The organism is Luteibacter sp. P1_D3, from assembly GCF_056406135.1.
On sequence record NZ_JBFUAT010000019.1, the window covers coordinates 58,535 to 83,259 of the forward strand.

Annotated in this window: 25 protein-coding genes and 1 tRNA gene; 13 read left to right on the plus strand and 13 right to left on the minus strand. The window is 64.5% G+C overall.

All coding sequences use genetic code 11. The features are described from left to right. The first annotated feature begins 48 nt into the window (after positions 1–48). The gene (gene selD / locus AC1DYM_RS13405; RefSeq protein ID WP_477339070.1) at positions 49–1,089 is read left to right on the plus strand and encodes a selenide, water dikinase SelD; all 1,041 of its coding nucleotides are present in this window, start codon (positions 49–51) and stop codon (positions 1,087–1,089) included. Between the two features lie 17 nt (positions 1,090–1,106). On the opposite strand, the gene AC1DYM_RS13410 is transcribed toward selD, so the two are convergent. From AC1DYM_RS13410 to AC1DYM_RS13445, 8 genes are all read right to left on the minus strand, one after another. Then, a tRNA-Sec gene (locus tag AC1DYM_RS13410) sits at positions 1,107–1,202 on the minus strand. A gap of 13 nt (positions 1,203–1,215) precedes the next feature. Beyond that, a complete protein-coding gene (gene selB, locus AC1DYM_RS13415) occupies positions 1,216–3,147 on the minus strand; it encodes a selenocysteine-specific translation elongation factor (RefSeq protein ID WP_477339072.1) in 1,932 nt (643 codons plus the stop codon). Continuing rightward, complete coding sequence (selA, locus tag AC1DYM_RS13420; RefSeq protein WP_477339074.1) at positions 3,144–4,568, minus strand: L-seryl-tRNA(Sec) selenium transferase; 1,425 nt, start codon at positions 4,566–4,568, stop codon at positions 3,144–3,146. Before selA ends, selB begins: the two co-directional genes overlap by 4 nt. Positions 4,569–4,579: 11 nt before the next feature. Then, entirely contained in the window at positions 4,580–5,566 is a 987-nt protein-coding gene (gene fdhE / locus AC1DYM_RS13425) for a formate dehydrogenase accessory protein FdhE (protein WP_477339076.1), read from the minus strand. Beyond that, positions 5,563–6,225: a formate dehydrogenase subunit gamma gene (locus AC1DYM_RS13430; RefSeq protein WP_477339078.1), complete on the minus strand. Its 663-nt coding sequence runs from the start codon at positions 6,223–6,225 to the stop codon at positions 5,563–5,565. The genes fdhE and AC1DYM_RS13430 overlap by 4 nt, the downstream gene beginning before the upstream one ends. Continuing rightward, a complete protein-coding gene (fdxH, locus tag AC1DYM_RS13435; protein WP_477339080.1) occupies positions 6,222–7,139 on the minus strand; it encodes a formate dehydrogenase subunit beta in 918 nt (305 codons plus the stop codon). The genes AC1DYM_RS13430 and fdxH overlap by 4 nt, the downstream gene beginning before the upstream one ends. 10 nt (positions 7,140–7,149) lie before the next feature. Further along, complete coding sequence (fdnG, locus tag AC1DYM_RS13440) at positions 7,150–10,263, minus strand: formate dehydrogenase-N subunit alpha (RefSeq protein ID WP_477339114.1); 3,114 nt, start codon at positions 10,261–10,263, stop codon at positions 7,150–7,152. 278 nt (positions 10,264–10,541) lie between these two features. Further along, positions 10,542–12,050, minus strand: a complete 1,509-nt coding sequence (locus tag AC1DYM_RS13445; RefSeq protein ID WP_477339082.1) for an arylsulfatase — start codon at positions 12,048–12,050, stop codon at positions 10,542–10,544. 159 nt (positions 12,051–12,209) lie between these two features. On the opposite strand from AC1DYM_RS13445, the gene AC1DYM_RS13450 reads away from it, so the two are divergent. Genes AC1DYM_RS13450 through AC1DYM_RS13460 form a run of 3 tightly spaced genes read left to right on the plus strand, consistent with a single transcriptional unit; the run spans position 12,210 to position 13,638 of the window. After that, positions 12,210–12,599 carry a DUF1622 domain-containing protein gene (locus AC1DYM_RS13450; RefSeq protein ID WP_477339084.1) on the plus strand — a complete coding sequence of 130 codons (390 nt, stop codon included), beginning with the start codon at positions 12,210–12,212 and terminating at the stop codon, positions 12,597–12,599. After that, positions 12,599–13,309: a MarC family protein gene (locus AC1DYM_RS13455; protein ID WP_477339116.1), complete on the plus strand. Its 711-nt coding sequence runs from the start codon at positions 12,599–12,601 to the stop codon at positions 13,307–13,309. The genes AC1DYM_RS13450 and AC1DYM_RS13455 overlap by 1 nt, the downstream gene beginning before the upstream one ends. 14 nt (positions 13,310–13,323) lie before the next feature. Then, entirely contained in the window at positions 13,324–13,638 is a 315-nt protein-coding gene (locus AC1DYM_RS13460) for an EF-hand domain-containing protein (protein ID WP_477339086.1), read from the plus strand. 16 nt (positions 13,639–13,654) lie between these two features. On the opposite strand, the gene AC1DYM_RS13465 is transcribed toward AC1DYM_RS13460, so the two are convergent. Further along, entirely contained in the window at positions 13,655–14,803 is a 1,149-nt protein-coding gene (locus AC1DYM_RS13465) for a hypothetical protein (RefSeq protein WP_477339088.1), read from the minus strand. Between the two features lie 210 nt (positions 14,804–15,013). Between AC1DYM_RS13465 and AC1DYM_RS13470 the strand changes: the two genes are divergently transcribed. Beyond that, positions 15,014–15,778 carry a bestrophin-like domain gene (locus AC1DYM_RS13470; RefSeq protein ID WP_477339090.1) on the plus strand — a complete coding sequence of 255 codons (765 nt, stop codon included), beginning with the start codon at positions 15,014–15,016 and terminating at the stop codon, positions 15,776–15,778. 23 nt (positions 15,779–15,801) lie between these two features. After that, positions 15,802–16,551 carry an aquaporin Z gene (gene aqpZ, locus AC1DYM_RS13475; RefSeq protein ID WP_477339091.1) on the plus strand — a complete coding sequence of 250 codons (750 nt, stop codon included), beginning with the start codon at positions 15,802–15,804 and terminating at the stop codon, positions 16,549–16,551. 15 nt (positions 16,552–16,566) lie between these two features. On the opposite strand, the gene AC1DYM_RS13480 is transcribed toward aqpZ, so the two are convergent. Further along, positions 16,567–17,490 carry a LysR family transcriptional regulator gene (locus AC1DYM_RS13480; protein ID WP_477339093.1) on the minus strand — a complete coding sequence of 308 codons (924 nt, stop codon included), beginning with the start codon at positions 17,488–17,490 and terminating at the stop codon, positions 16,567–16,569. A 99-nt stretch (positions 17,491–17,589) separates the two neighbouring features. On the opposite strand from AC1DYM_RS13480, the gene AC1DYM_RS13485 reads away from it, so the two are divergent. The 7 genes from AC1DYM_RS13485 (at position 17,590) to AC1DYM_RS13515 (ending at position 23,431) form a co-directional block, all read left to right on the plus strand. Next, positions 17,590–18,018: a DMT family transporter gene (locus tag AC1DYM_RS13485; protein ID WP_477339095.1), complete on the plus strand. Its 429-nt coding sequence runs from the start codon at positions 17,590–17,592 to the stop codon at positions 18,016–18,018. Positions 18,019–18,028: 10 nt separating this feature from the next. Then, positions 18,029–18,496: a DMT family transporter gene (locus AC1DYM_RS13490; protein WP_477339097.1), complete on the plus strand. Its 468-nt coding sequence runs from the start codon at positions 18,029–18,031 to the stop codon at positions 18,494–18,496. Positions 18,497–18,633: 137 nt separating this feature from the next. Next, positions 18,634–20,343, plus strand: a complete 1,710-nt coding sequence (kaiC, locus tag AC1DYM_RS13495) for a circadian clock protein KaiC (RefSeq protein ID WP_477339099.1) — start codon at positions 18,634–18,636, stop codon at positions 20,341–20,343. Then, positions 20,340–20,678, plus strand: coding sequence for a circadian clock KaiB family protein (locus tag AC1DYM_RS13500; protein ID WP_477339101.1), 339 nt, complete (start codon positions 20,340–20,342; stop codon positions 20,676–20,678). The genes kaiC and AC1DYM_RS13500 overlap by 4 nt, the downstream gene beginning before the upstream one ends. Further along, positions 20,675–21,007: a circadian clock KaiB family protein gene (locus tag AC1DYM_RS13505; RefSeq protein WP_477339103.1), complete on the plus strand. Its 333-nt coding sequence runs from the start codon at positions 20,675–20,677 to the stop codon at positions 21,005–21,007. Before AC1DYM_RS13500 ends, AC1DYM_RS13505 begins: the two co-directional genes overlap by 4 nt. A 2-nt stretch (positions 21,008–21,009) precedes the next feature. Next, positions 21,010–23,100 (plus strand): ATP-binding protein, encoded by a 2,091-nt coding sequence (locus AC1DYM_RS13510; RefSeq protein WP_477339105.1) that lies wholly within the window; start codon positions 21,010–21,012, stop codon positions 23,098–23,100. A gap of 148 nt (positions 23,101–23,248) precedes the next feature. After that, complete coding sequence (locus AC1DYM_RS13515) at positions 23,249–23,431, plus strand: hypothetical protein (RefSeq protein ID WP_477339107.1); 183 nt, start codon at positions 23,249–23,251, stop codon at positions 23,429–23,431. Positions 23,432–23,452: 21 nt separating this feature from the next. Here AC1DYM_RS13515 and AC1DYM_RS13520 read toward each other — a convergent pair whose 3' ends face one another. The 3 genes from AC1DYM_RS13520 to AC1DYM_RS13530 form a co-directional block, all read right to left on the minus strand. Then, complete coding sequence (locus tag AC1DYM_RS13520) at positions 23,453–23,749, minus strand: hypothetical protein (RefSeq protein ID WP_477339108.1); 297 nt, start codon at positions 23,747–23,749, stop codon at positions 23,453–23,455. Between the two features lie 94 nt (positions 23,750–23,843). Continuing rightward, on the minus strand, positions 23,844–24,239 hold the full coding sequence (locus AC1DYM_RS13525; protein ID WP_477339110.1) for a hypothetical protein: 396 nt from the start codon (positions 24,237–24,239) through the stop codon (positions 23,844–23,846). Between the two features lie 273 nt (positions 24,240–24,512). Beyond that, the coding region (locus AC1DYM_RS13530) for a hypothetical protein (protein ID WP_477339112.1) at positions 24,513–24,725 on the minus strand (213 nt) is incomplete at its 5' end.

The window sequence follows — 24,725 nt, forward strand, 5'->3', positions numbered from 1 at the left end:
GCCGCAGAATCCCTCCGTCGCGCCACCGCGACTTTGGTGGAGTTGTCCATGACTTGTACGCGCTTGACTGAACTTGCCCATGGCGGCGGATGTGGCTGCAAACTCGCACCCTCCGTGCTCCAGCAATTGCTTGCCGACAAGCCGGCTGCGATGCCGTTCGCGCAACTGCTCGTCGGCAACGAGTCGAGCGACGATGCCGCGGTGTGGCAGGTCGACGAAAATACCTGCGTGATCGCCACGACGGACTTCTTCATGCCCGTGGTCGACGACCCGCACGACTTCGGCCGCATCGCSGCCRCCAATGCGCTTTCCGATGTCTATGCCATGGGCGGAAAGCCGATCATGGCCCTGGCGATTCTCGGCATGCCCTTGGGCAAGATCGAGATCGATACCGTACGGTCGATTCTGGCCGGCGGCGAATCCGTCTGTGCCGAGGCGGGCATTCCCGTCGCGGGCGGGCATTCGATCGATTCGGCCGAGCCCATCTACGGGCTGGCGGCGATCGGGATCTGCGCGCCATCCAACGTCCGCCGGAACACGGGCGCCAGGCCGGGCGACGTACTGATCCTCACCAAGGCGATCGGTGTCGGTGTCTATTCGGCGGCGTTCAAGAAGCAGGCGCTCCCGACCGACGCCTACGACGAGCTGATTGCGTCGACCACGCTGCTCAATCGCGTGGGTCATGAGCTGGGCAAGCTGGACGAGGTTCACGCGATCACCGATGTCACCGGCTTCGGGTTGCTCGGCCATGCGATGGAGATGGCGCGGGGCAGCGACGTGCGGATCGCGATCGACGAGGCTCGTGTGCCGTTCTTCCATCAGGCGAAGGCGCTGGCCGAAGCGGGTTTCATCACCGGCGCGTCGAAGCGTAACTGGGACAGCTATGGCGAGGGCGTAACCTTCGTCAACGAGTTGCCCTCGTGGCGTCGCGACCTACTGACCGATCCGCAAACTTCGGGCGGCCTGCTGGTGGCCTGCCAGGCCGAACGCGCCGTCGCCCTGCGCGACATGATCGAGGCCGCTGGATATGCGCGCGCCAGCATCATCGGCAGTGTCATGGCGGGGAGCCCGGGAATCGAGGTCAGCTGATACGAGGTCGGGTGAGATGGCGGAAGAGCATGGGAGTCGAACCCACCCGAGACAGACTGGCTGCCTCACCCGGATTTGAAGTCCGGACGCCCCACCGGGGACGATGCTCTTCCATGAAGGGGAACGCTACGTGGTCGGGGCGAAAAGATCCAGATAACGCGGCTGGATCCGTCGCAGCGTGCCGCGCTTGAGCATCACGCCGTGACGGTCGAAAAACTCCAGGATGAGGATGGCCACCTTCCTGCCGCAATCGAGCCGGTCGCGGAACGGCGCGGCGGTCAGCCATCCCTCCACATCCGTGGCCTCGATGTCCGCGGCGACCTGCAGCAACTCGTGCACCGTCGTGCGCAGGAAGAAATGATCGTGGCTGACCTCATCCACATCGCCCATGCGCGCGGCGAGCTTCAGCAGCTGCCGAACGTCCGCCTCCGGTATCGACAGTTCGCGGCCGATGTCGCGCACGCGCGGCGGCCGGAAGCGTGCCTCACCGCCGAGCAAGGGCGCGACGGCAGCCCACTGGCGCTCGTGCGCCGGGCTCAACTGCATCACGTGGCTGGCGAGGCGAACGAACGCACCATCGAGCCGCACCCGCCCTGAAAGATCGGCGTGCTGCAAGGCCATGGCGAAAGCGGAGGGGGACAACTCCGGCTTGACGACCTTGCGCAATCCCTCGCGCGCCATGCCTTGCCGGTCGGGGTACGCCGCGTGAAAGCCTTCCAGACGTTCGATCACGGCGGTGACGAAATGCTCCCATGATATCGCCCCGATGGCGACACGCGCGTCGCCGGTCTCGAAGACCAGCGGTGAGAGGCTTGCAATCACGGCCTCCAGTGTTGCTGCCGACAGCGCCCGGTCGCGAGCGAACGCGTCGAGATCGCGCGCCGTCGACGAGGCGTCGAGCAAGGCCGCGAGGCTTCGTTTCGGATCGTCGAGGCGCATCGCAGCACGCTCGGCTTCGCGCACCGGGGTTCGTCGATGCCTCTCGGGCGCACGCAGATCGATCAACTGGCCACCGCCGATCGTGCGCCGGGCCGAGACATCGCGCAGCACGAAGCGGTCGCCGACCGCGGCGGCGAGCGGACGGTCCAGCACCAGTTGCACGTCGGCTGTCCGGCCGGGGCGCAGATGCTGGCCTTCGAGCGGAACGACATGCGCGCCGACTTCCGCGGCGCCGTGATGCAAGCGCACGGCGAACCAGGGCTCGATCAGCTTCGACTCCGACGCGAGCAGGTGCAGCCGGGCATCGAGTCGGCCGGTCGGGGCATGAAGGAACGGGTCGACGACCATGTCGCCGCGATGGATCGCCTCCTTGGCGAGGCCGTCGCCGGTCAGGTTGAGCGCGCAGCGGTCACCGGCGCGGGCAGTCTCCACGGGACGGTTCTGCGCGTGCAACGAGCGTACGCGCGCGCCAAGGCCGGACGGGCTGATCGTGACGGCATCACGGACACGCACGACGCCTGAGAGCACGGTTCCGGTCACCACCAGTCCGATGCCGGGCAGGGTGAAGACGCGGTCGATCGCCAGTCGAAAGCGTCCCGTGTCGCTCCGAGCCTCCAAAGAACGCGCTTCGGCGATGAGTCGCTCACGCAGCGCGTCAAGGCCGTCGCCGGTGGCCGACGAGACAGGCAGGATATCGGCTGCCGCCAGGGCGCTTGCCTTCGTGACGTCACGAATCTGCCCTGTGACCTCGGTAACGCGATCGGCCGTCACCATGTCGATCTTGGTCAGCGCGATCACGGCGCGCCGGGTGCCGAGCAGGTCGAGGATCGCCAGGTGCTCGCGCGTCTGCGGCATCACCCCATCGTCGGCCGCGACCACCAACAGCGCGATGTCGATGCCGGCGGCGCCCGCGACCATGGTGTGCACGAAGCGCTCGTGGCCGGGCACGTCGATGAAGCCGAGGATCTGGTCATCCGCCAGTGGCAGGTAGGCGAAGCCGAGATCGATCGTGATCCCGCGGACTTTCTCTTCCTTCAGGCGATCGCCATCGACACCGGTAAGCGCCCGGACCAGGGACGTCTTGCCGTGGTCGACGTGACCGGCCGTGCCGACGATCATGGCCGGGCAGCGAGCAGGGCGCTGGTGTCGAGCTCACCCAGTGCGGCGAGGAAGGTGGCTTCGTCCGCCTCATCCAGGCAGCGCAGATCCATGAGCAAGGCACCTTTGGACACGCGGCCGATCACTGGATGCGACAGCGCACGCAGTGCGGCGGCCAGGGGTTCGAGCACCTCCTGGCTTCCGTGCGGGCGAAGACGTAGCGCCACGCTGGCGAGCGTATCCAGGGGCAAGGCGCCGGAGCCGATCTGGCTCTGGCATTCGCCGACGTCGACCGCGAAGGCGGCGCCGACGATCTGCGCGACGGCGGGTAGCAGGCGTCGGGCCTGGGCGTCGATGTCGACGGGGGGCCGGGCGAGGTAGCGCAGCGTGGGCAGTCGTTCGGCGAGGCGCTCCGGATCGCGGTAGAGCGCGAGGGTGGCTTCGATCGCTGCCAGCCGGATCTTGTCCACCCGCAGCGCGCGCTTCAGCGGATTGCGGTTGATCTCGGCGATCAAGGCGCGGTCGCCGACGATGAAGCCGGCCTGCGGGCCACCGAGCAGCTTGTCGCCGGAGAACGTGACCAGCCGCGCGCCTTCGGCCACGGCCTCACGCACGGTCGGTTCCTTCATCAGGCCGTAGCGCGACAGATCGACAAGGCTGCCCGAGCCGAGATCGTTGAGCAGCGGCACGCCTGCCGTGTCCGCGATGCCGGCCAGCTCGCGCGCACCCACTTCCGCGACGAAGCCCTGGATCCGATAGTTCGAGGTATGCACCTTGAGCACGAGCCCGGTACGTTCGTTGAGGGCGTTGCGATAGTCGGCCGCGTGCGTGCGGTTGGTCGTGCCGACTTCGACCATGTCGGCACCGGCACGCAGCATGATGTCGGGCATGCGGAACGCGCCGCCGATTTCGATGAGTTCGCCGCGCGACACGATCGCCTCACGACGCAGGGCGAAGGTATTCAGGCACAGCAGCACCGCAGCGGCGTTGTTGTTGACGACGGTGGCGTCTTCCGCACCGGTCAGCTCGCGCAGCAACCCGCGCACGTGATCGTCGCGCTCACCGCGTGAGCCGCTGTCGAGGTCGTATTCGAGGGCGACGGGATGGCGCATCGCGTTCGCCGCAGCGTCGACCGCGGCATCGGCCAGCACGGCCCGGCCGAGGTTGGTGTGGAGCACGGTACCCGTGAGGTTGAACAACGGCCGCATGCCGGGCGCTTTTGCCGCGAGACGTTCGCCTGCGCGTACGGCGAGTTCATCCGCGCCCGGCGCCACCGCTGGGGTGGCGCGCAGCGCATGGCGAGCCTCGTCGATCACCTGGCGAATCGCCTCGGTGGTGGCGACACGCCCGTGGCGTTCGACCAGGGCGGCGGCACCGGTGGTCGCCAGGACGGTGGCGACGGCGGGAAGGTGGCGAAGGGCATGCGACGCGGGCTCGACCATGCCCCGAGTATTTACCCGATATCGTCCTCGCTGTCTCCCGTCAGCAGGAAGGGGTTGGGCGCATGGCGGGCAAAACCTTCCTCGCTGACCAGCAGGTCCAAGCCGAACGAGGCGAGATCGTCGGCGACGGGGTCCAGCTGCGTGTCGTGGAGTTGGTAGAGGAGCTTGCTGTACGTGTGGCATTCCGCACAGACCTCGGCCTTGACCACGCCACCGTCGTCCTCGATGCCCCGCAGGGAAAGCTTGCGCGTACCGGCGCAGGTCACGCAGACGGTGCGCGTGTGGTTCCACGCCGTCGAGCACATCGAACAATGCAGATAACGCGTGCCGGGAATGATGCCGCTGGCGGTGATCACGCCGGCAATGGATGGCGAGCCGCAGCAGGGGCAGAGCGAGCGTTCCTGCAGCAGCCGAAGGTCGGCGGCGGACAGGCGCGCCGCGGAGCCGGTGAAGTAGATCTGCAGGGCGGCGACGATGAAGACCGTGGCGCCGGTGTCGGCGGCGGGGATGTGGCCGCGGAGGAACTGGGTGGCGAGGGTTTCGAGGGTGGTGGGATCGGCGGTGCGGAGGGTATCTATGAGGGCGAGGGTGGCTGGGGGGAGGTCGTTGCCTTGGAGGCTGTTCGCCGATGAATCGGCTCCTACAACCACTAGGTGGTCGAGGAGGCGGATCAGGCCGTCACGCCAGCTAGGGGTACGTGGATGGCCGTCGGCGGCGAGGGGTGGGAGGCGTGCCTCGGTGGCGCGCGCCAGGTCGTCGGGACTCAGGGTGGCCGCGGGGGCGAGGGTCGTGGCGACGACGTGCTGGGCACGGGCGAGGCGGGCGACGAAGCGCAGCCAGGGCTCCATGGGGTGACCGGGAGCGAGGTGATCCAGGCGGGCCGCCGTGACGGCGAAACGGCGGGCGAGGTCCGGCATCACGATCGGGGCGGGCGATTTGACCCCGGCGTGGGTGGGGCCGCTCCATGCCTTGTCGGGTGGTGCCTCGGCTTGCTTCACGGGTTCTTCCTGGGTGTGGTCTTGCTGACGCGACGGCTCGCAGCCAGTTGGTAGAACCACTTGCGATGATGGTGCCACGCCCAGCCGGGCGTCACATACCCCTGGGTCATGCTGCGCACGGAATCGCGGATCCAGATCGCTGCGTAGACGTGGACGACCCAGACCAGGATCGCGCAGATCGCCGCCGCGCTATGGATCAATACGGCTACACGCTGCACGGGGATGGACGTGGCTTCACCGAAATAGACCTCCCAGATCAGCAGACCGGTGACGAAGAGCACCGGGATCAGCAGGGTCATCGACCAGAACACCAGTTTCTGTCCGCTGTTGTTGCGACCGATCGGCGGGACGTGCTCGTCGTCGTTCTTCACCACGTGGACGATCGCCTTCGACCAGGCGATGTCATCCTTCGACGGCAGGTTCGATCGCCAGAACTGGATGATCATGCCGATCCAGCTGATCACCAGCGACACGCCGAACCAGGGATGCGCCGCCCGCGCCCACTGGCCACCGCCGAACAGCTCGGACAGGAAGAACAGGATCGGATGGAACATCGACAGTCCGGATAACACCAACAGAATGAACAAGCCGGCGTTGATCCAGTGATTGACGCGGTTCGAGGTGGTGTAGCGGGTGATGGCACGATCGGGGCGGGTCATGTCGACTCCTCCTTCTCTTCCTCGCGCAACACGCGATCGGCCTCGGCTTCGTCCGCGTCGGTCACCTCGTTCGGACCGATGGTGACCCAATGGAAGAAGGCGCCCACGGCARCCAGCGCGATGCCGATCACGGCAAGCGGCTTGATCACGCCCTTCCACAGTTCGACCACCGGGCTGATGCGTGGTTTGTCGGGCAGGCCGGAATACAGCGACGGCTTGTCCGCGTGATGCAGCACGTACATCACGTGCGTGCCGCCGACTTCCGGCGGATCGTACAGGCCAGCATTCTCGAAGCCGCGCGACTTGAGGTCCTCGATGCGCTCGCCGGCCCAGTTCGTCATGTCGGTCTTGGAGCCGAACATGATGGCGCCGGTGGGGCAGGCTTTCACGCAGGCCGGTTCCAGACCGACGGCGACACGGTCCGAGCACAGCGTGCACTTATACGACTTGTGATCGGTCTTACTCACGCGCGGAATATCGAACGGGCAGCCCTTGATGCAGTACCCGCAGCCGATGCACTTGTCGCTGATGAAGTCGACGATGCCGTTAGCGTACTGGACGATCGCCCCGGGTGCCGGGCAGGCCTTGAGGCAGCCCGGGTCTTCGCAGTGCATGCAGCCGTCCTTGCGGATCAGCCATTCGAGATTGCCTTGCTCGTTCTCGTACTCGGCGAACTTCATCAGCGTCCATACGCTCGGCCCCAGGTCCATGGGGTTCTCGTAGGAGCCTTCGAAGTGGCCGATCTCCGGACGCAGGTTGTTCCATTCCATGCACGCGGACTGGCAGGCCTTGCAGCCGATGCATCGGCTCACGTCGATCAGCTTCGCCACCTGGTCCTCGTGGCTTCGCGTCATCGGTGGCGTCATCGTCGAGGCGGAGCGACGGATGTAGTCTTGCGATTGCATATCCGACATGGCGTTCGCCTCAGGTGACCGGCGCGGCGGTGGGTTCGACATTGACCAGGAACGCCTTGAATTCCGGCGTCTGCGTGTTGGCGTCACCGACCGAGGGAGTCAGCGTGTTGGCGCCGTAACCCTTCCGCGCCTGCCCGGTGAAGCCCCAGTGCAAGGGCACGCCGATCACATGGGTCGGCTTGCCATCGACGGTCAGCGGCTTGATGCGCTTGGTCACATAGGCCTTGCAGATCACCTCACCGCGCTTGGACGAGACCTTGACCCAGCCGCCTTGCGCGATGCCTTTCTCCTTCGCCAGTACCTCACCGATCTCGACGAATTCCTCGGGCTGGAGGATCGCGTTGATCAGCGCGTGCTTGGTCCAGAAGTGGAAGTGCTCGGTGAGGCGGTACGTGGTCGCGACGTACGGGAAGTCGTTCCGGTGTCCGAATGAAGCGCGATCGTCGGCGAAGACGCGTGCCGCCGGGTTGTTGCTCACCTTGGGATGAAGCACGTTCTCCGAAGGCGATTCGAACGGTTCGTAGTGCTCCGGGAACGGACCCTCGGCCATGAGGTTGAGGGCGAACAGACGTCCGAGCCCCTCGGCATTCATGATGAAGGGGCCGACGTTGTCGGAAGGCTTGGTCGTGGGGATGTAGTCGGGCACATCGATGCCCGTCCAGCGCGTGCCGTTCCATTCGACGATCGGTTTCTTCGGGTTCCAGGCCTTGCCCTCCAGGTCCGCGCTGGCGCGGTTGTAGAGGATGCGGCGATTGGCCGGCCACGCCCAGGCCCAGTTCGGCGCGATGCCTTGCTCGCGCGGATCGGTGGCGTCGCGACGGGCCATCTGGTTGCCCTTCTCGGTGAACGAGCCGGCGAAGATCCAGCAGCCCGAGGCCGTGGTGCCGTCGTCCTTGAGTTGCCCGAAGCCGTCGAGCAGGGTCCCGGCCTTCGCGGTCACCGCGTTGGTGACCGGATCGGTCTGGTCGGCCAGGGCACGCCCGTTCATTTCCTTCGCCAGCTCCTCAGGATCCGGCGCGCGTGGATCGGTGTATTTCCAGCTGATGTTGAGGATCGGGTCGGGGAAGGCACCGCCGTCTTTGCGATACATCTCGCGCAGACGGTGGAAGATGCCGCTCATGATCCAGATATCGGACATCGCCTTGCCCGGGCCTTCGGCGGCCTTCCAGTGCCACTGCAGCCAGCGCGCCGAGTTCACCAGCGAGCCGTTCTCCTCGGCAAAGCACGTCACCGGAAGCTGGAACACCTCGGTCTGTATCTCGCTCGGCTTGGCCGGGTTCTGCGGGCCGAAATCCTGCCAGAAGCGCGAGGTTTCGGTATCCAGCGGATCCATGGTGACGAGGAACTTCAGTTTGCTCAGGCCGCGGCGGATCTTGCCGCGATCCGGGAAGGCCTGTAGCGGGTTGAAGCCCTGGCAGATGTAGCCCGTCATCTGGCCGTTGTTCATCATCTCGAAGGCCTTGATGATGTCGTACAGCGGTATGTCGAGCTTGGGCAGCCAGTCGTATCCCCAGTTGTTCTCCTTCGTCGCCGCATCGCCCCAGAGCGCTTTCTGCAAGCTGACGACGAACTTGCCGTAGTTCTGGTAATAGCTGGTCTGGCCCGGACGCAGCGGCTTGAACAGCTTGGTCTTCATGTAGTCGTCGAACGTGGCTTCCTTGTCCGTCGGCAGGCTCAGGTAACCCGGCATCTGGTTGGACAGCAGGCCGATGTCGGTCAGGCCCTGGATGTTGGAGTGCCCGCGCAGCGCGTTCATGCCACCGCCGGCCACGCCGATATTGCCCAGCAACAGCTGGACCATCGCCATCGCACGGATGTTCTGCGCGCCGACCGAGTGCTGCGTCCAGCCGAGCGCGAACAGGCTGGTCATCGCCTTGTCCGGCGCCGCCGTGCTGGCGATCAGTTCGCATACGTGCAGGAACTTGTCCTKCGGCGTGCCGGTGATCCGCKMGACCATYTCCGGSGTGTACCGGGMSACGTGCTGCTTGAGCAGGTTGATCACGCAGCGCGGGTTCTGCCAGGTGTCGTCGGCTTTCGCGAAGCCCTGCTCGTCGAGATCGTAGTTCCAGGTCGCCTTGTCGTAGCTGTTGGTTTCCGCGTTGAAGCCGCTGAAATGGCCGTCCTCGAAGGCGAAGCCGTCCGCCACCAGCAGGCTGGCGTTGGTATACGCACGCACGTAGGCATGCTGGATGGCGTCCTTCTCCAGCAGGTAACGCATCACGCCACTGAGGAACGCGATGTCCGTGCCGGGACGGATCGGGGCGTAGTAATCCGCGACCGAGGCCGTGCGCGTGAAGCGCGGGTCGACCACGACGAGCTTCGCGCCGTTCTCGATCTTCGCCTCGATCACCCACTTGAAACCGCAGGGGTGTGCTTCCGCGGCGTTGCCACCCATCACGATGACGACGTTGGCGTTACGGATGTCCTGCCAGGTGTTCGTCATCGCACCACGACCGAATGATGGGGCCAGACTGGCCACCGTCGGTCCGTGTCAGACGCGCGCCTGGTTGTCGAACACCACCATGCCGAGGGAACGGGCGACCTTCCAGGTGAGGAAGGCCGTTTCGCTGGACGACGCCGACGCCGCCAGCATGCCCATGCTGGTCCAGCGGTTGACGGTGGTGCCGGCCGCGTTCTGCGTGATGAAGTGCTTGTCGCGGTCCTCCTTCATCAACTTGGCGATGCGGTCCAGGGCGAAGTCCCAGGAGACTTCCTCGAACTCGGTCCCGCCCGGTTTTCGGTATCGCGGTGCGGTCAGGCGGGTAGGGGCATGCACGATATCGAGCAGCGCGGAACCCTTCGGGCACAGCGTGCCGCGGTTCACCGGATGATCCGGATCGCCCTCGATATGGATGATGTTGGAGAGGGCGTTCTTGGCCCGGTCACCCATGCTGTAGATGAGGATGCCGCAGGCGACCGAGCAGTACGTACACGTGTTACGTGTCTCGGTGGCATGGGCCAGCTTGAAGGGTCGCACCGCGGCGGCTTGCGCCACCCCGGAGGCACCGAAGCCGAGCATGCCGAGACTGCCGGCAGCCAGGCCCACGCCTGTGACCTTGAGAAACTCGCGACGCGTGAGAGGCATGACGTGAAGCTCCCTCGAAACCTGGCTTGGCGATGCCATCCGCGGGGCGGACGGCGACTTGGCTCGGATCCACGCGAAAAACGTAGCACGAAGGGGTTGGCTGGGTCGATGACGTTTCACGCCTGTCGATCGGGCGCGCTCGGCGCCGGGAGGTGCTCAGCACTTGGCCGTAGCGACGTCAATAGAATCAGGGCGAGAAATGTCTCATAAGTTCATGACTGTACGTAGAATATCGACGTGACGCGGACACGGGACGCCAAAGCGAACGGCCCGATCCAAGGGTCGGGCCGTTCGCTTGCCGCACCCATGACCGGACCTCAGGCCCCTGACGACGTCTCCCTCATCTTCTCCAGGACCTGGTCCAGGCTGAAGCTGGCCGCCTTCTGTCGGGGCGGAAATTCCTTGAACGTCCCGAGGAACTCGGCGATGACCGCCTGGGCGGGGACGAGCAGGAAGATGTGCCGGAACATCCAGTCGTAGAACGTGTTCGAGGTGATCTGCGCCTTCTCGTACGGGTCCATCCGCATGTTGAAGATATAGGGCGCACGCAGGACGACGAACGGGTCCTGCCAGATCTTCAACGTGCCGGTGACACGCTGCTCCATGAACATGATCTTCCAGTTGTCGTAGCGAAGGGCCGCGACATCGCCGTCGTCGGTGAAGTAGATGAAGCCGGGACGCGGGCTCTTCTTCTCCTTGCCGGTCAGGTAGGGAAGCAGGTTGTAGCCGTCCAGATGGACCTTGAAGGTCGTCTTGCCGATCTTGTGACCCTTCTTGAGCTTCTCCTTGATATCCGGCTCACCGGCGAGCGCGAGGATGGTGGGAAACCAGTCGAGATGGCTGATGATCTCGTTGGATTCCGATCCTGCGGCGATCTTGCCAGGGAAACGAACCATGGCCGGCACGCGATACGCACCTTCCCAGCTCGAATTCTTCTCGTTGCGGAAAGGCGTGGTGCCGGCGTCCGGCCACGTGTTCATGTGAGGACCATTGTCCGTGCTGTAGCTGACAAAGGTGTCGTCGGCGATACCGAGCTTGTCGAGGAAGTCGAGCATCTCGCCGATGCACTTGTCATGATCGATCATCACGTCGTGATACTCGGACTGCCAACGGCCTGACTGGCCACGACTCTCCGGTTTGACGTGCGTCCACGCGTGCATGTGCGAGGTGTTGAACCAGACGAAGAAAGGCTCATCGGCGTCATGGGCAGCCTTGATGAACTTCTTAGCGGCGGCAAGGAACTCGTCGTCGCAGGTTTCCATGCGCTTGGTCGTCAACGGACCGGTGTTCTCGATTTTTTGTCCGCCCTTGCCATCCGCCCAGCAATGTAAAACACCGCGCGGCCCATACTTCTTCTTGAATTCCGGGAAGTCCTTCACGTTCGGGTAGTCGACTTCCTCGGGCTCTTCCTCGGCGTTGAGGTGGTAGAGGTTGCCGAAGAACTCGTCGAAGCCGTGCGCCGTCGGCAGGTGCTCGTCGCGGTCGCCAAGATGATTCTTGCCGAACTGTCCCGTGCGATAACCGAGCGGCTTGAGCGCTTCGGCAATCGTTATGTCCTCCGGCTTGAGGCCCAGATCGGCGCCGGGAAGGCCGACCTTGGTCATGCCGGTTCGGAGGCCGCACTGGCCGGTGATGAACGAAGCGCGCCCTGCGGTACAGCTCTGTTCGGCATACGAGTCGGTGAAGATCATGCCTTCGTTGGCGATGCGGTCGACGTTCGGCGTGCGATAGCCCATCAGGCCCCGTGTGTAACAACTCAGGTTCGACTGGCCGATATCGTCCCCCCACATCACGAGGACGTTCGGTTTTTTCGCTTTCGTCGCCATGGAGATATCTCCACTCAATGGGTGATTCGAAGAGGAAAATTCTTGCGCGAACGACGACTTACAGCGTCCGTAGTTTTACGGGGTGGGGCTCCGTATAAGCCCTGACGCGTTGCAGCCGACGGACAACGACAATGACCCTCACTTCGGCGAGGAAGAGTCATGGAAACCGGCAATGCCCATGGCCTCATCGAGATCGCCGCGCTGGGCATTGAACTGCTCGCGACGGCCCTGATCATCGTTGCCATCATTGCCGCCACGGCGATTTATCTCGTCGGACTGATCCGGCGTGTGGCCAACCCGCCGGCCCACTACACGCAGTACAAGCAGCGTCTCGGTCGCGCGCTGCTGCTTTGCCTGGAGATTCTCGTCGCCGCTGACATCGTGCGAACCATTGCGCTGGACAGCTCGGTGCAAAGTGTTATCTCCCTGGGACTCCTCGTCGTCATCCGCACCTTCCTCAGCTGGTCGCTGATTCTCGAAGTCGAGGGACGCTGGCCATGGCAGGGTGAAGAGAAGGCGAGCCGCGACGTTCCACCGGAGCTCCCGTGATGACACTTCTTACGTTTCTTCAGGAAGCGGTCTCGCTCGCCACCGAACCACCGCGAGCGACACAGATCCTCGGTCTCTCCGAAGCGTTTACCTTGCTGTTCGTCGTCATGGGGCCGCCGCTGAAGACGCCCGCCGTGTACTTCGCCCGCATGCATGCGTTCGACGCCTCGACACGCAGGGAAATCGCCTTCAAGACGTTCCTCCTGGCCACGGTGACGGTGCTTATCGGCGGATTCGTCGGACTCGCGCTACAGCACAAATGGCAGATTTCGTTGCCGGCCATGCTCATCGCCGGAGGGCTGATTTTTCTCCTGGTGTCGTTGCGGACGGTCCTCGAGCAGTACGCGCCGGAGCCCGTCGCGAGCCATGCGCCCGCAGCGGCAGCTTCCGTCGGGGCCACGGTGCCGACGGCCTTCAGTCTCGCCATCCCGATGATCGTCACACCGTACGGCCTGGCGGGTTTCATCGTGCTATTGGCGTCGAGCCACAGCACCGAGCGCACCCTCGGGTTGGTCGGTGTCGTCGTGCTGGTGCTTGTCCTGCATCTATTAGCGATGCTCTCGGCCGGCCCGATCATGCGCACTATCGGCCCGATGCCATTCAAGGTATTCGGCACCATCATCGGATCGTTGACCGTGGCGCTCTCGGTCCAGATGATGATTTATGGCGGCCGACTGTTGCTCGCTGCCTTCGCCGTGCCCTTGCCATAGTCCGGAGAATGGTCATGACCAACCGACACGTGACGATCCTTGCTTGGGTGGTCGTAGCCTCATTGACCTTCACGTCACTGCCCGCGTTCGCGCAGAACGGTGCGGGTTCGGCGCTCAACAGGGCGACCAAGGCGCTCCACCAAAAGTTCATCCGGGCGGATACCGACAAGGACGGTTATGTGACGCTGGCCGAAGCTGAAAAGGGCAATATGCCCACCACGGTGAAATACTTTAGCGAGATCGATGTCACCCACCGCGGCAAGGTGTCCGAGGCGGAGATCAAGCGCTTCATGGTGCAGCGCGCGGCGGAGCACGCAAAGACACCGTAAGCGTGGCGCCATCCCGTCAGAACAGCGAACCGACGAGATGATCGACGATGGTCGAGAAGGGAATGGCGGAAAGCCAGATCGGTGCGAACGGCAGGGCGGTTGCAACGACAATGGACAACAGGCCCTGGATATCGTAAATCGCCGTGCGCATTGCGTAGACGTTCGCCACGACGGCGTAGAGATCGGTGGTCGACGAGAAGTCGGGGCGCTCCAGCAGGTCGGCGTCGAGTTTCTGCTCCGCGGCAAACCACCGGGCCTCGAAGGCCTCACCGGCGCGGGCGGCAAGATCGCCGTAACGGTAGACCCCGATGCGCCAGGCCACGAGCAGCGTGCGGGTGAAGACCAGGGGCGGCGTGCCGAACAGCAGGAGCATCACCGCCGCGGTGACCTCCGGTGTGGTCTCGTGCCCGATGGGCGACGCGCCCGCGATGACTTTGTTGGCCAACAAGCCGGCCACCACGATGCTCATGGGCAGGGCGAGGGTGGCGAGGATCCGTGGCGAGTACGCGAGAAACTGCAGGCCGCCTGCCTGATCCGGATGCGCCGCGACCAGATACAGACCCATCCGCGCCGTGCGCCACAGGAAGCGCACCCAGACGCCGAGGCGCCATAGCCACGCGAGGATGAGGCCGAGGAGCAGCGGCAGGCTGATCGCCAGATGCCACCAACCCGCCATCGACAGTTGAAGCGGGAGGGTCCCTCGTTGCCAGAGGGGAATGACGTCGTAGGGGACCATGGCCGCGAGCAACGCGACCAGGGCGTATACGGCGACGACCAGGAAGCCAGAAGGCCACACGCCCGTGCTGAGGCGGCGACTGCTGGCGAGCAGGGCGTCGTACTCCGCCATTTTCGACGGGGGAATGAGGTTGGTGACGGCGAAGTACTGCGCCATCGAGTCCAGGCGAGGGAGCACGACGTAGTCGGCAGCGATGAAGAGGGGCACGGCGAGCAGGAAGCGGGCGTGTACCGCCGCGTCCTTCAGAAAGGGCAGGATGGACGCGCCGTTCGTGCCGACGAGCGACAGTATGAGCAGCGGAATCCACGCGATGGCGATAGCCACGGCGACCCGTATCGTCGCTTCGCGCCGGTCGTCGAGGCGGATCAGACGGAGTCGCCTCAGCATCTCGACGTGGGTGGCTTCGCTGAAGAGCAGTCCCGCGCGCATCGAGCCCTCGGTGGCGCAGGCGCCAGCATCCGGTCGTGGCGACAGGTTAGGCGAGCCGGGCCTCAGGCCCAAGCGAAAGCTTACCTAGGGCCGCTTGCGTATTTGTACGCACAGCGCAGGCACTGCCCCTTCTAAGTAGTTCTTCGCTGGTGGCCCGCCGGGCGACAGGGCAAAGCTTGGCCATCTACACACACTCGGGGTAGTGGGCACATGTTCACGTCGACACCCCCATGGGTAGTTAGCCTCGGTCTGCTGGTCCTGATGCTGATCGGACGGGAGATCGGCTACGCGCTGCATCGCCGCCATGCGCGACGGGTCACACCGGGGGAAGACGACGGCAAGGCGGAGTTTGCTTTGAGCGCCGTCCTCGGCCTGCTCGCCCTGCTGATCGGATTCACCTTCTCGCTGGCCCTGGCGCGCTATGAAACACGACGGGAGCTCGTGGTTTCCGAGGCGAATGCGATGGGGACCACCTGGCTGCGCTTCGACTTGCTGGACGCTGCGCAGCGCGATCGTGCCCGTGACCTGATGAGGCAGTACGCCGTCGCGCGCCTGGCGTATGGACTGGCCGACGGCCCAGGCGAGGTGGTGCTCGCATCCCAGAAAGCCGACGCCATCCAGGCCCGTCTGTGGGCGGAGATTGCCACGGACATGGTGCCGGTTCGCACCACGGCCCTGGCGCCGCTATTGCTCGGCCCCGCGAACGAGATGATCGACATCGCCGGTGAACGCACGGCCGCTGCCGAAGCGCATGTCCCCGCTCGGTTGGCCGGCACGTTGGGCCTCTACTGCTTTGTCGCCGCGGGCCTGATCGGCTACCTCCGCGGGCGCTATCGCACGGCGACCACCCTGGTCTTCCTTCTGGTCGTTCTCGCGCTAGGTCTCGTCGCTGATCTCGACATGCCGACGAAGGGCCTGGTTCGCGTGCCACAAGAACCTATCGCGGCTTTCATCCGCAGCATGGATGCCAACTGACCCCCACCGTTAGGAGTCGTCCCATGTCCAAGCGTCTACTCGCCGAGTGCCTCGGTACATTCTGGTTGGTGTTCGGAGGTTGTGGCAGCGCGGTACTGGCTGCTGCCTTCCCCGAACTCGGCATCGGCTTCGCCGGTGTCGCACTCGCCTTCGGCCTCACCGTCCTGACGATGGCCTATGCCGTGGGCTACATCTCAGGTGCCCACTTCAATCCTGCCGTCACTGTCGGCGTCTTCGCCGGAGGGCGTTTTCCGGCGAAGGATGTGATTCCCTACATCGTCGCCCAGCTGGTCGGTGCCATTGCCGCAGGTGGTGTGCTGTACATCATCGCCAGCGGCAAACCGGGGTTCGATGTCGCTTTGGGCTTCGCCACCAACGGCTACGGTGAACATTCACCCGGTGGCTTCTCGCTCGCCGCCGCGGCGGTCGCCGAGTTCGTGCTCACCGCGTTCTTCCTGATCGTCATCCTGGGCGTCACGCACAAACGCGCGCCGGTGGGTTTCGCGCCCTTGGCGATCGGTCTGGCACTGACCCTCATCCACCTCATTTCGATTCCGGTCACGAACACCTCGGTCAACCCGGCACGGAGCACGGGTGTCGCGGTGTTCCAGGGTGGTTGGGCGTTGAGCCAGCTGTGGCTGTTCTGGGTGGTGCCGTTGCTTGGTGGCGCGGTAGGGGGATGGATTTATAAGGCGCTGCTCGAAACCGCACCCGAGCCGCTCGAGGATATCGAGGGTGGTCGGCGGCCGAATGCCGAGCCACCGACGAGATAGCGCCTGTCGCGCCTGTCAGACCCGGTCCCAGTAGGGTGGGGCGCCGATGCGCTCGAGCAGGAAGTCGGTGACGATGCGAACCTTCCTCGAGCGCGAGCGGTTCTCTGGCGACACCAGATGGATGCCCGGCGGTTCGGCTTCGACGGATGCTTCCCAACCGGTCAGCAGCTTCACCAAGCGGCCCTTCCGGAAACTCCCGGCCTGGAACAACCAGGTCGGGAACAGCACGAGTCCCAATGAGGCTTCCGCCGCGGACACCAGCGTTTCCGCGTTGTTGCTCTGGAAGCGACCCGTGACGTCATAGGCGTCGTAGCGCGGTGCTCCCGGCGGGCGGAAATACCATCGCTGCGCGCCCCACTGGCCGCGGTAGACCAGACAGTTGTGCTCCGCCAGCTGTTCGGGGGTCTCGGGTATGCCGTGGGTGTCGAGATAACCGCGGCTGGCGCAGAGGATGTAGCGCTGCGGCGCAACCAGGCGCCCGACGAGGCCGGAGTCCTCCAGTCGCCCGACACGCAGGGTGATGTCCGCGCCCTCCTGCACCGGATCGATGAAGGCATCGGTGAGGGTGAGCTGCACGGACAGGTCGGGGTAGTCCTTCTGAAGATCGTTCAACAGCGGGGCGATGTGCAGGCGACCCAGGGCGACCGGCGCATTGACCCGGATCAGGCCCTTGGGTTGGGTGTCCTTGTCGGCGGCCTGCTCGGCGGCCATGTCCAGCAGGTCCAGCGCCTCTCGCACCGTGAGGTAGTAGCGCTCGCCGGCATCGGTCAGCCGGACCGCCCGGGTGTGCCGGTAAAGCAACTGCTGGCCCACCTCACGTTCGAGTGCGGCGATCTGCCGGGACACCGACGATGCCGGGACGCGGAAGTGGCGCGCCGTGGCGATGAAGCTTCCCGTTGCCGCCACCATGGCGAAGTAGCGCAAGGCGTTGAGCTGCATCGAGTTGTCCAAAAAGCAATGATGTATTCCAGTTTGGCCTAATTGTTCCGATATGGGCAGTCCCCCAACCTTGGCCTGTCTATCCACGGAACCTGTCGCGTGAAACACATCTGGTTAATTCCGCTGATCGTCCTGGCCGGCATGGGCCTGTCGATCGAGGCGGGTCTGTTGGGCCCTCTGGGCACGGAAGTCGGCCACGGCTGGGCCGTGCTCGGCATCTTCGCGGTGGGGTCGTTGCTGCTGACTTTCGGGCTGGTCTTTGGCCGCCCACGTCTCGCCCTGATGTTCGCGCAGCCTCGCTGGCTGCTCACCGGCGGTGTTCTGGGGCCTCTTTACGTGGCCGCGCTCACCCTCGCCACACCGTTCATCGGTGTGGGCCTGACCATGGTCGGCATCCTCTTCGGCCAGGTCGCCGCCAGCCTCGTCATCGACCACTTCGGCTGGCTCGGCAGCGCGCGGCGTGCCGTCGACGGTTATCGCGCCGGCGCGCTCGTCGCCATCCTCGCCGCCCTCTGGCTGATCCACTAAGGAATCCCCCGTGCTCATCCTCATGATTCTCGTCGTCGTCGCCAGTGGCGCGATCCTGTGCGCGCAGTCGGCGATCAACGGCCGGCTTGGCGCCCACGTCGGCGTGCTCGAAAGCGCCTGGCTCACCTTCACGCTCGGCGCCTTGCTGAGCTTCCTGTACGCCTTCTTCTTCGAGCCGCATCACGACCTGACCCTGTTCACCGCCCCACGCTGGCAGGTCACCGGCGCATTTTTCGGCGTCGTTTACATGCTGGTCATCGTCTTCGCGATGCCGCGGGTGGGCACGGCAGCGGCGACGGTGTCGGTGATCAGCGGCCAGCTGCTGATGAGCCTGCTGATCGATAACTTTGGTTGGCTGAGCAATCCGGTCATTCCGCTGGGCGGTGCGCGCTACGCCGCGATGGCCCTGCTCGCGTTCGCCCTGTTCCTGATCTACCGCAGCAACACGCGGCAGGCGGGCAGGGAAGGGACGCCCTAGACCCGCGCGGGCCGGGCTGGACGCCGCCCGATCACCGCCACTTCACGCGCTTTGGATACCCTTTCCCGGCATTTTGCACACGGGGCGCTATAGCGCCTCGACGTTTTTTTCACCCGCCTGCGAAAGAAAGGTATCGCATGACCGACCAGGTCTCCCTCAAGGACCAAGGGGCCCATAAGGCGCCCTCGCTGCAAAAGACGCCCACCGGCATTTCCGGGCTGGACGCACTGACCTTCGGTGGCCTGCCGGAAGGCCGCCCGACGCTGATGTGCGGCGCCGCCGGCTGCGGCAAGACGCTCTTCGGCATCACCTTCCTAGTCAAAGGCATCGAAACGTACGGCGAGCCGGGCGTCTTCATGAGCTTCGAGGAGCGCCAGGAAGAACTTTCCACCAACGTCGCGTCACTGGGTTTCGATCTCGACGCGCTGGTCGAGCAGAAGAAGCTGGTCGTGGACTACGTGCGCCTGGAGCGCGGGGAGATCGAGCAGGCCGGCGACTACGACCTGGAGGGCCTGTTCGTGCGCCTGGGTCATGCCATCGACACGATCGGCGCGAAGCGCGTCGTGCTCGACACGGTCGAAGCCCTGTTCGCCGGACTCGAAGACTCGGCCACGCTCCGTTCGGAACTGCGGCGCCTCTTCGCCTTCCTGAAKGCCAAGGGCGTCACGGCGATTGTGACGGCCGAGCGCGGCGAAGGTCAGCTCACGCGCTACGGTATCGAGGAATACGTGTCCGACTGCGTGATCCTGCTGGATAACCGCGTGATCGACCAGGTGACCACGCGCCGCCTGCGCGTGGTCAAGTATCGCGGCTCGTCGCACGGCACCAATGAATATCCCTTCCTGATCGACGAGCAGGGCGTCACCGTACTGCCGATCACCTCGGCCGGACTCGCGCACGAGGTCTCGCAGGAAGTGGTCTCCGCCGGTGTCCCGGGCCTGGATGCCATGCTGGGCCTCCACGGTTACTACCGTGGCTCGAGCGTGCTCGTGTCCGGCTCGGCGGGTACCGGCAAGTCGACGCTCGCCGCGTCGTTCGTCGACGCCGCCTGCGCGCGCGGCGAACGCTGCCTGTATTTCGCTTTCGAGGAATCCGCCGCGCAGGTGACGCGCAACATGGGTTCGGTGGGCATCGATCTGCAACGTCACCGGGATGCCGGGCTGCTGAAGATCGAAGCGGCTCGCCCGAGCCTTTACGGTTTCGAGATGCATCTGGCGCGCATGCACCGGGACATCGACACGTTCGACCCGGCGGTCATCGTGGTCGATCCCATCTCGGCCTTCCGTGGACCGATGGTCGAGGTCAACGCCACGCTGCTGCGGCTGGCCGATATCTGCAAGAGCCGGGGCATCACTGCGCTCTTCACCTCGCTTTCGTCGTCGGGTGACTCCATGAGCGACAGCGAACGAAATGTCTCGTCGCTGATGGACATCTGGATCGCCCTGTCCGACGTGGAGTCCAATGGCGAGCGCAATCGCGTGTTGTCCCTGCTCAAAGCCCGCGGCATGAACCACTCCAAACAGCTGCGCGAATACCGGTTGACCGACGAGGGCATCGAGATGGCGCCCATTTACGTTGGGCCCGAAGGCGTGCTTACCGGTACGGCACGCGTGGCCCAGGAGGCTCGCGAGCGCGAAGCCGAGCAGGCCAGGCAGGACGCTGTCGCGAGCCGCCGTCGCGTACTCGAACGCCGGCGACTCACCGTCGAGCGCCAGATTGCCGAGCTTCAGGCCGAGCTGGAAAGCGAAGAAGCCGAGGTCAGCCGCATGAGCGAGCAGGACGAGGTCCATGCGACCAACCGCGACGCCAACCGCTCCATGATGTCCACCCTGCGAGGTGACCTATGACCGTCGCTGAAGACATTCCTGTGTTCGACGACGAACAGCCAGGCGACGACGGCCAGGTCCACCTGCGGCTTTACGTGGCCGGGCAAACCCCGAAATCGCTGGCTGCCATCGCCAACCTCAAGCGCCTGTGCGAGGAACATCTCGCCGGCCGCTACACGATCGAGGTGGTCGATCTGCAGGTTACCCCGCAGCTGGCGGCCGGCGACCAGATCGTCGCCGTGCCCACGCTGATCAGGCGGCTGCCGCCACCGTTGCGAAGAGTCATCGGCGACTTGTCCAATGCGGAGCGCGTGCTGGTCGGTCTGGACATGCGTCCTCGGCTATCCAGCACATGACGGCGACGCCTCCCGAGTCCACGCCGCCTTCCGTCGATTCGCCGCACTACCAGCTGCGGCTGTTCATCACTGGATCCACGCCGCGCTCGACACGCGCGATCGAGAACCTGCGCAAGATCTGCGAGGAAAAGCTCGACGGCCGCTACGAACTCGAGGTGATCGACGTGTACGAGCGTCCGGAAACCACGCGGGACCTGCAGATCGTCGCTACGCCGACCCTGGTCAAGGTGCTACCCGAGCCGCTGCGCCGGATCATCGGCGACCTGTCCGATGAGCTCAAGGTGCTGGCCGGTCTCGACCTCGCTCCGCGGCCACCGCAACAGGATTGATCGTGCGCGCTGATGATCATGCTGAAGAAGACCTCCCCAGCCGCGAGCTTCTCGAGCGGCTGCGTGAGGCGGAAGAAACCCTGGATGCCATCCGCCGGGGCGAGGTGGACGCCGTGGTCGTCCATCATCCGGACGGCCCAAGCATCTACACGCTGGAGAGCGCCGACCGGCCATACCGCGTGCTGGTCGAACACATGCAGGAAGGCGCCGTCACCCTGACCGGTGAGGGCGTGGTGCTCTACTGCAACCAGCGCTTCGCCGCCTTGCTCGGACTGACGCGTGAATCGATGATCGGGCGTTCCGTGGTGCCCTATCTGGAACGCGCTGACGCACTGGTGATGGCCGCCTTGTTGTCGCCGGGCGCCGATGCGGGCAGGGCGGCGGAAGTCACCTTGCATCGCGTCGATGGCCAGTCCATTCCCGTCACGTTGTCTGCGGTGGACCTGCCGTTTGAACCCGGCATGCCGCGGCTCATCTGCATCATTGCGACAGACCTGACCCACGCGCGTCAGCGCAGCCACGAACTGGCCGCGACCAACGCGCAGCTCGCCGGCGAAATGGCCGAGCGTCGCAGTGCGGAAGATCGTCTGGCCGTGGCGCTCGAAGCCGCCGGCATGGGTAGCTGGGACATCGACCTGGTGTTGGGAGCGGTGACTATCTCGCGTCAGGCCGAGGGGATCCTGGGTCTGGAGGACATCGGTTCCACCGCACGAACCCTCGATTCGCTGGCGCTGCCGTTCCTGGCGAACGAGCAGCCCGAGGTGCGTGCCGCTTTCGAACAGGCGATGACGACGGGACTGCTGGATTTCGAGCGTCGAGTCCGTCCTGCGGTGGAAGGTGGTGCGCATCGTTGGGTGCACGTCATCGGCCGCACCTATCAGCGAGATGGCGTGCCGTCACGGCTGGTCGGCGTGGTCAGCGACGTGACCGAACGCCGTCTGATGGAAACCCAGCTGCGCCAAGCGCAGAAGATGGAAGCGGTCGGCCAGCTCACCGGCGGCATCGCCCACGACTTCAACAATTTGCTGATGGTCATCGGCGGCAGCCTCGACGTGCTTGAAAGCGCGTTGCCCGAAGACAATCCCAAGGCGCAACGTTTCTTCGCCGCAGCGAAGTCCGGTGTGGAGCGCGGCGCGAGTCTCAACCAGCAGTTGCTGGCGTTCTCGCGTCGACAGGACCTGCAGGCACAGCCGGTGTGTGTCGACGATCTGTTACGTGGCTTTGCCACGCTGCTCAGCCGCGCGCTGGGTGAAACGGTGTCCCTGGAGCTGCCGCAACCAGCCCGGCGCTGGTACTGCCGCAGCGATCCACACCAGTTGGAAACCGCGATCCTCAACCTGGCAATCAACGCGCGCGATGCCATGCCGCACGGCGGCCGCCTCACGATCCTTACCTCGCTTACGACCCTGACGCCACGCGAAGCTCTGGCGATGGCCGCCGAGCCCGGCAGTTACGTGGTGATTCGCGTGCGTGACAGCGGCACCGGCATGACGCCCGAAACGGCGGCGCGCATCTTCGATCCGTTCTTTACCACCAAGGCGATGGGCAAGGGCACGGGGCTGGGACTCARCCAGGTCTACGGCTTCGTGCGCCAGTCCGGCGGTTTCGTGAGCGTCACGAGCGAACTGGGGCAGGGCACGACCATCGACCTGTGCCTGCCGCACACGGACGAGGTCGCTTCCGCCGCACCAAGTGCACCGGCCGCCCCAGCCGCCGGTGACGGCCGCGTCCTGGTCGTCGACGACGATATCAACGTGCGCGAGGTCTCCGTCGCCATGCTCAGCGCGCTCGGCTATGTGACGCTGGAAGCGGGAGACGCCGCCCAGGCGCTGGCGATCCTGGCTAAGCGCAACGACATCGACATGGTCTTCAGCGACGTCATCATGCCCGGCGAAATCAACGGCCTCGATCTCGCCCGCCAAATCCGCGAGACCTATCCCAACGTCGCAGTCGTCCTAGCCTCCGGCTACACCGCCCAGCTCCAGGGCGACAAAGGCGCCCCCGCCGACGTGGAAGTCCTGCGCAAACCCTATTCCCGCGCCGCCCTAGCCACCGCCCTAACCCAAGCCAAAGCCCCCAAAACCCACCCGTAACCCGCTCCTGGTAGGAGCCGATTCATCGGCGAAGCTCCTATGCCTCCTGTGGGAGCCGATTCATCGGCGAAGCTCTCCTAAACGCCCCCGCCACCCACCCTTCACCCCAAACATCGCCTCATGGACCTCCGGACACCAGGAGCGCCCCATGACCCACGACCGCCAAGACGTAAACCACCCCGACCACGGCCAACCCTCCCACGCGGAAACCGACGCGGAGAAGAAAGCCCGCAAGGACAAAGCCAGCGAGAACCAAGATCAGGCGCTGGAAGAGACGTTCCCGGCAAGCGATCCAGTGTCGCCGTTCGTTCCGGCTAAGGCGCCTGAATGACGTGGGCCGACGTCGAACGGGTCAAAAGGCCCGTTCGGCTTCAATGACGATGTCAGGAGCTATTGCGCTTAGGACAGGGCCGAGTCGTCTAAGCGATGGCGACTCAGGTCCGCCCCGCATCCGGATGACTTCGAAATCGACGCTGTTGGCGTTCGGTAACATCCTGACGCAAACGATATAACCACGCCTTGCCAGCATCTCGAACGCTTGAAGTGGTCCGACGAAATCTTGTTCCGGTAGCGTCATATCGGCGACGTCTGCCTCAAGCACGCGCGTGAGCGCTTCTTCGAGGTCGCTGGAATCCATGCTCGAAAACATCGACGTCTTTCGTTGGCCAGTTCACCACCGTCTAGACCTTGYCGCATCCCTGACGCTTCTCGATTAGGAGAGGTGAAGGGGAAGGTGACGAGGTTCATCGAGGGATGAGTGCGACCTTGCCGTCTACAGGAGCATTTTCGAGATCTAGTCCCGTAGCACTGCAAAGGCCAAGACGAATTGAGTCTCCACTGCGCACGTCGGCGCGAAAAACACCTTGGAGATGTACATGTTTTCCGTTGTAGTCCTTTTCCCGCTCATCTAGCGCTTCCCCGTTAATGACGGAGAGGCAAGTCGCTCCCTTTCGCCACATTGTGTAATCGCGTGGCTGAGCGACGATGTACCGCTTTTCATCGTCGATGACGATCCAACCAGAAACTGTGACTCGCAACCCATCAAACTTTTCGGGCGACGAGTTCAACTGTTGGATAGTGACCTGCTGCGGGCTCACCGAGCCAAGCAGAAAGACGGCAAGGGCAGCGACATTAGTCATGCTTTCACCTAGTGGTTGAGGAACTGTTCCTGTTGGTCATTCAGGCTCTTCTGAAGGTCGATCTGCTCGGTATGAGTCATCTTTCCGTCCAACATTCTCACCTGAAGTCTGCCGTCCACAAGTTCCCACGCGGCGAGACGACCGCTGCTCCCAATGTCGCCGTCGTCCTGGCCTCCGGCTACCGCCCAGCTTCAGGGCGACAAAGGCGACGCCGCCAAGTGTCCGTTCGTGCCGGCTAAGGGGCCTGAATGACGCGGGCTGACGTCGAACGGGTCAAATTGCCCGGTCGGCTTCCGCGATGATCTCGGGAGCTATCGCACTCAGGACTGGGCCGCGCCGCCGCACCACTCCAGACGTAGGTCCACCTTTCGTCGAGATGACGTCGAAATCAACACCAACCGTATTCGGCAAAAGCTCGACTAGAACGATATAGCCGCGCCTTGCCAGCAACTCGAATGCTTGAAGCGGACCGACGAAATCTTGTTC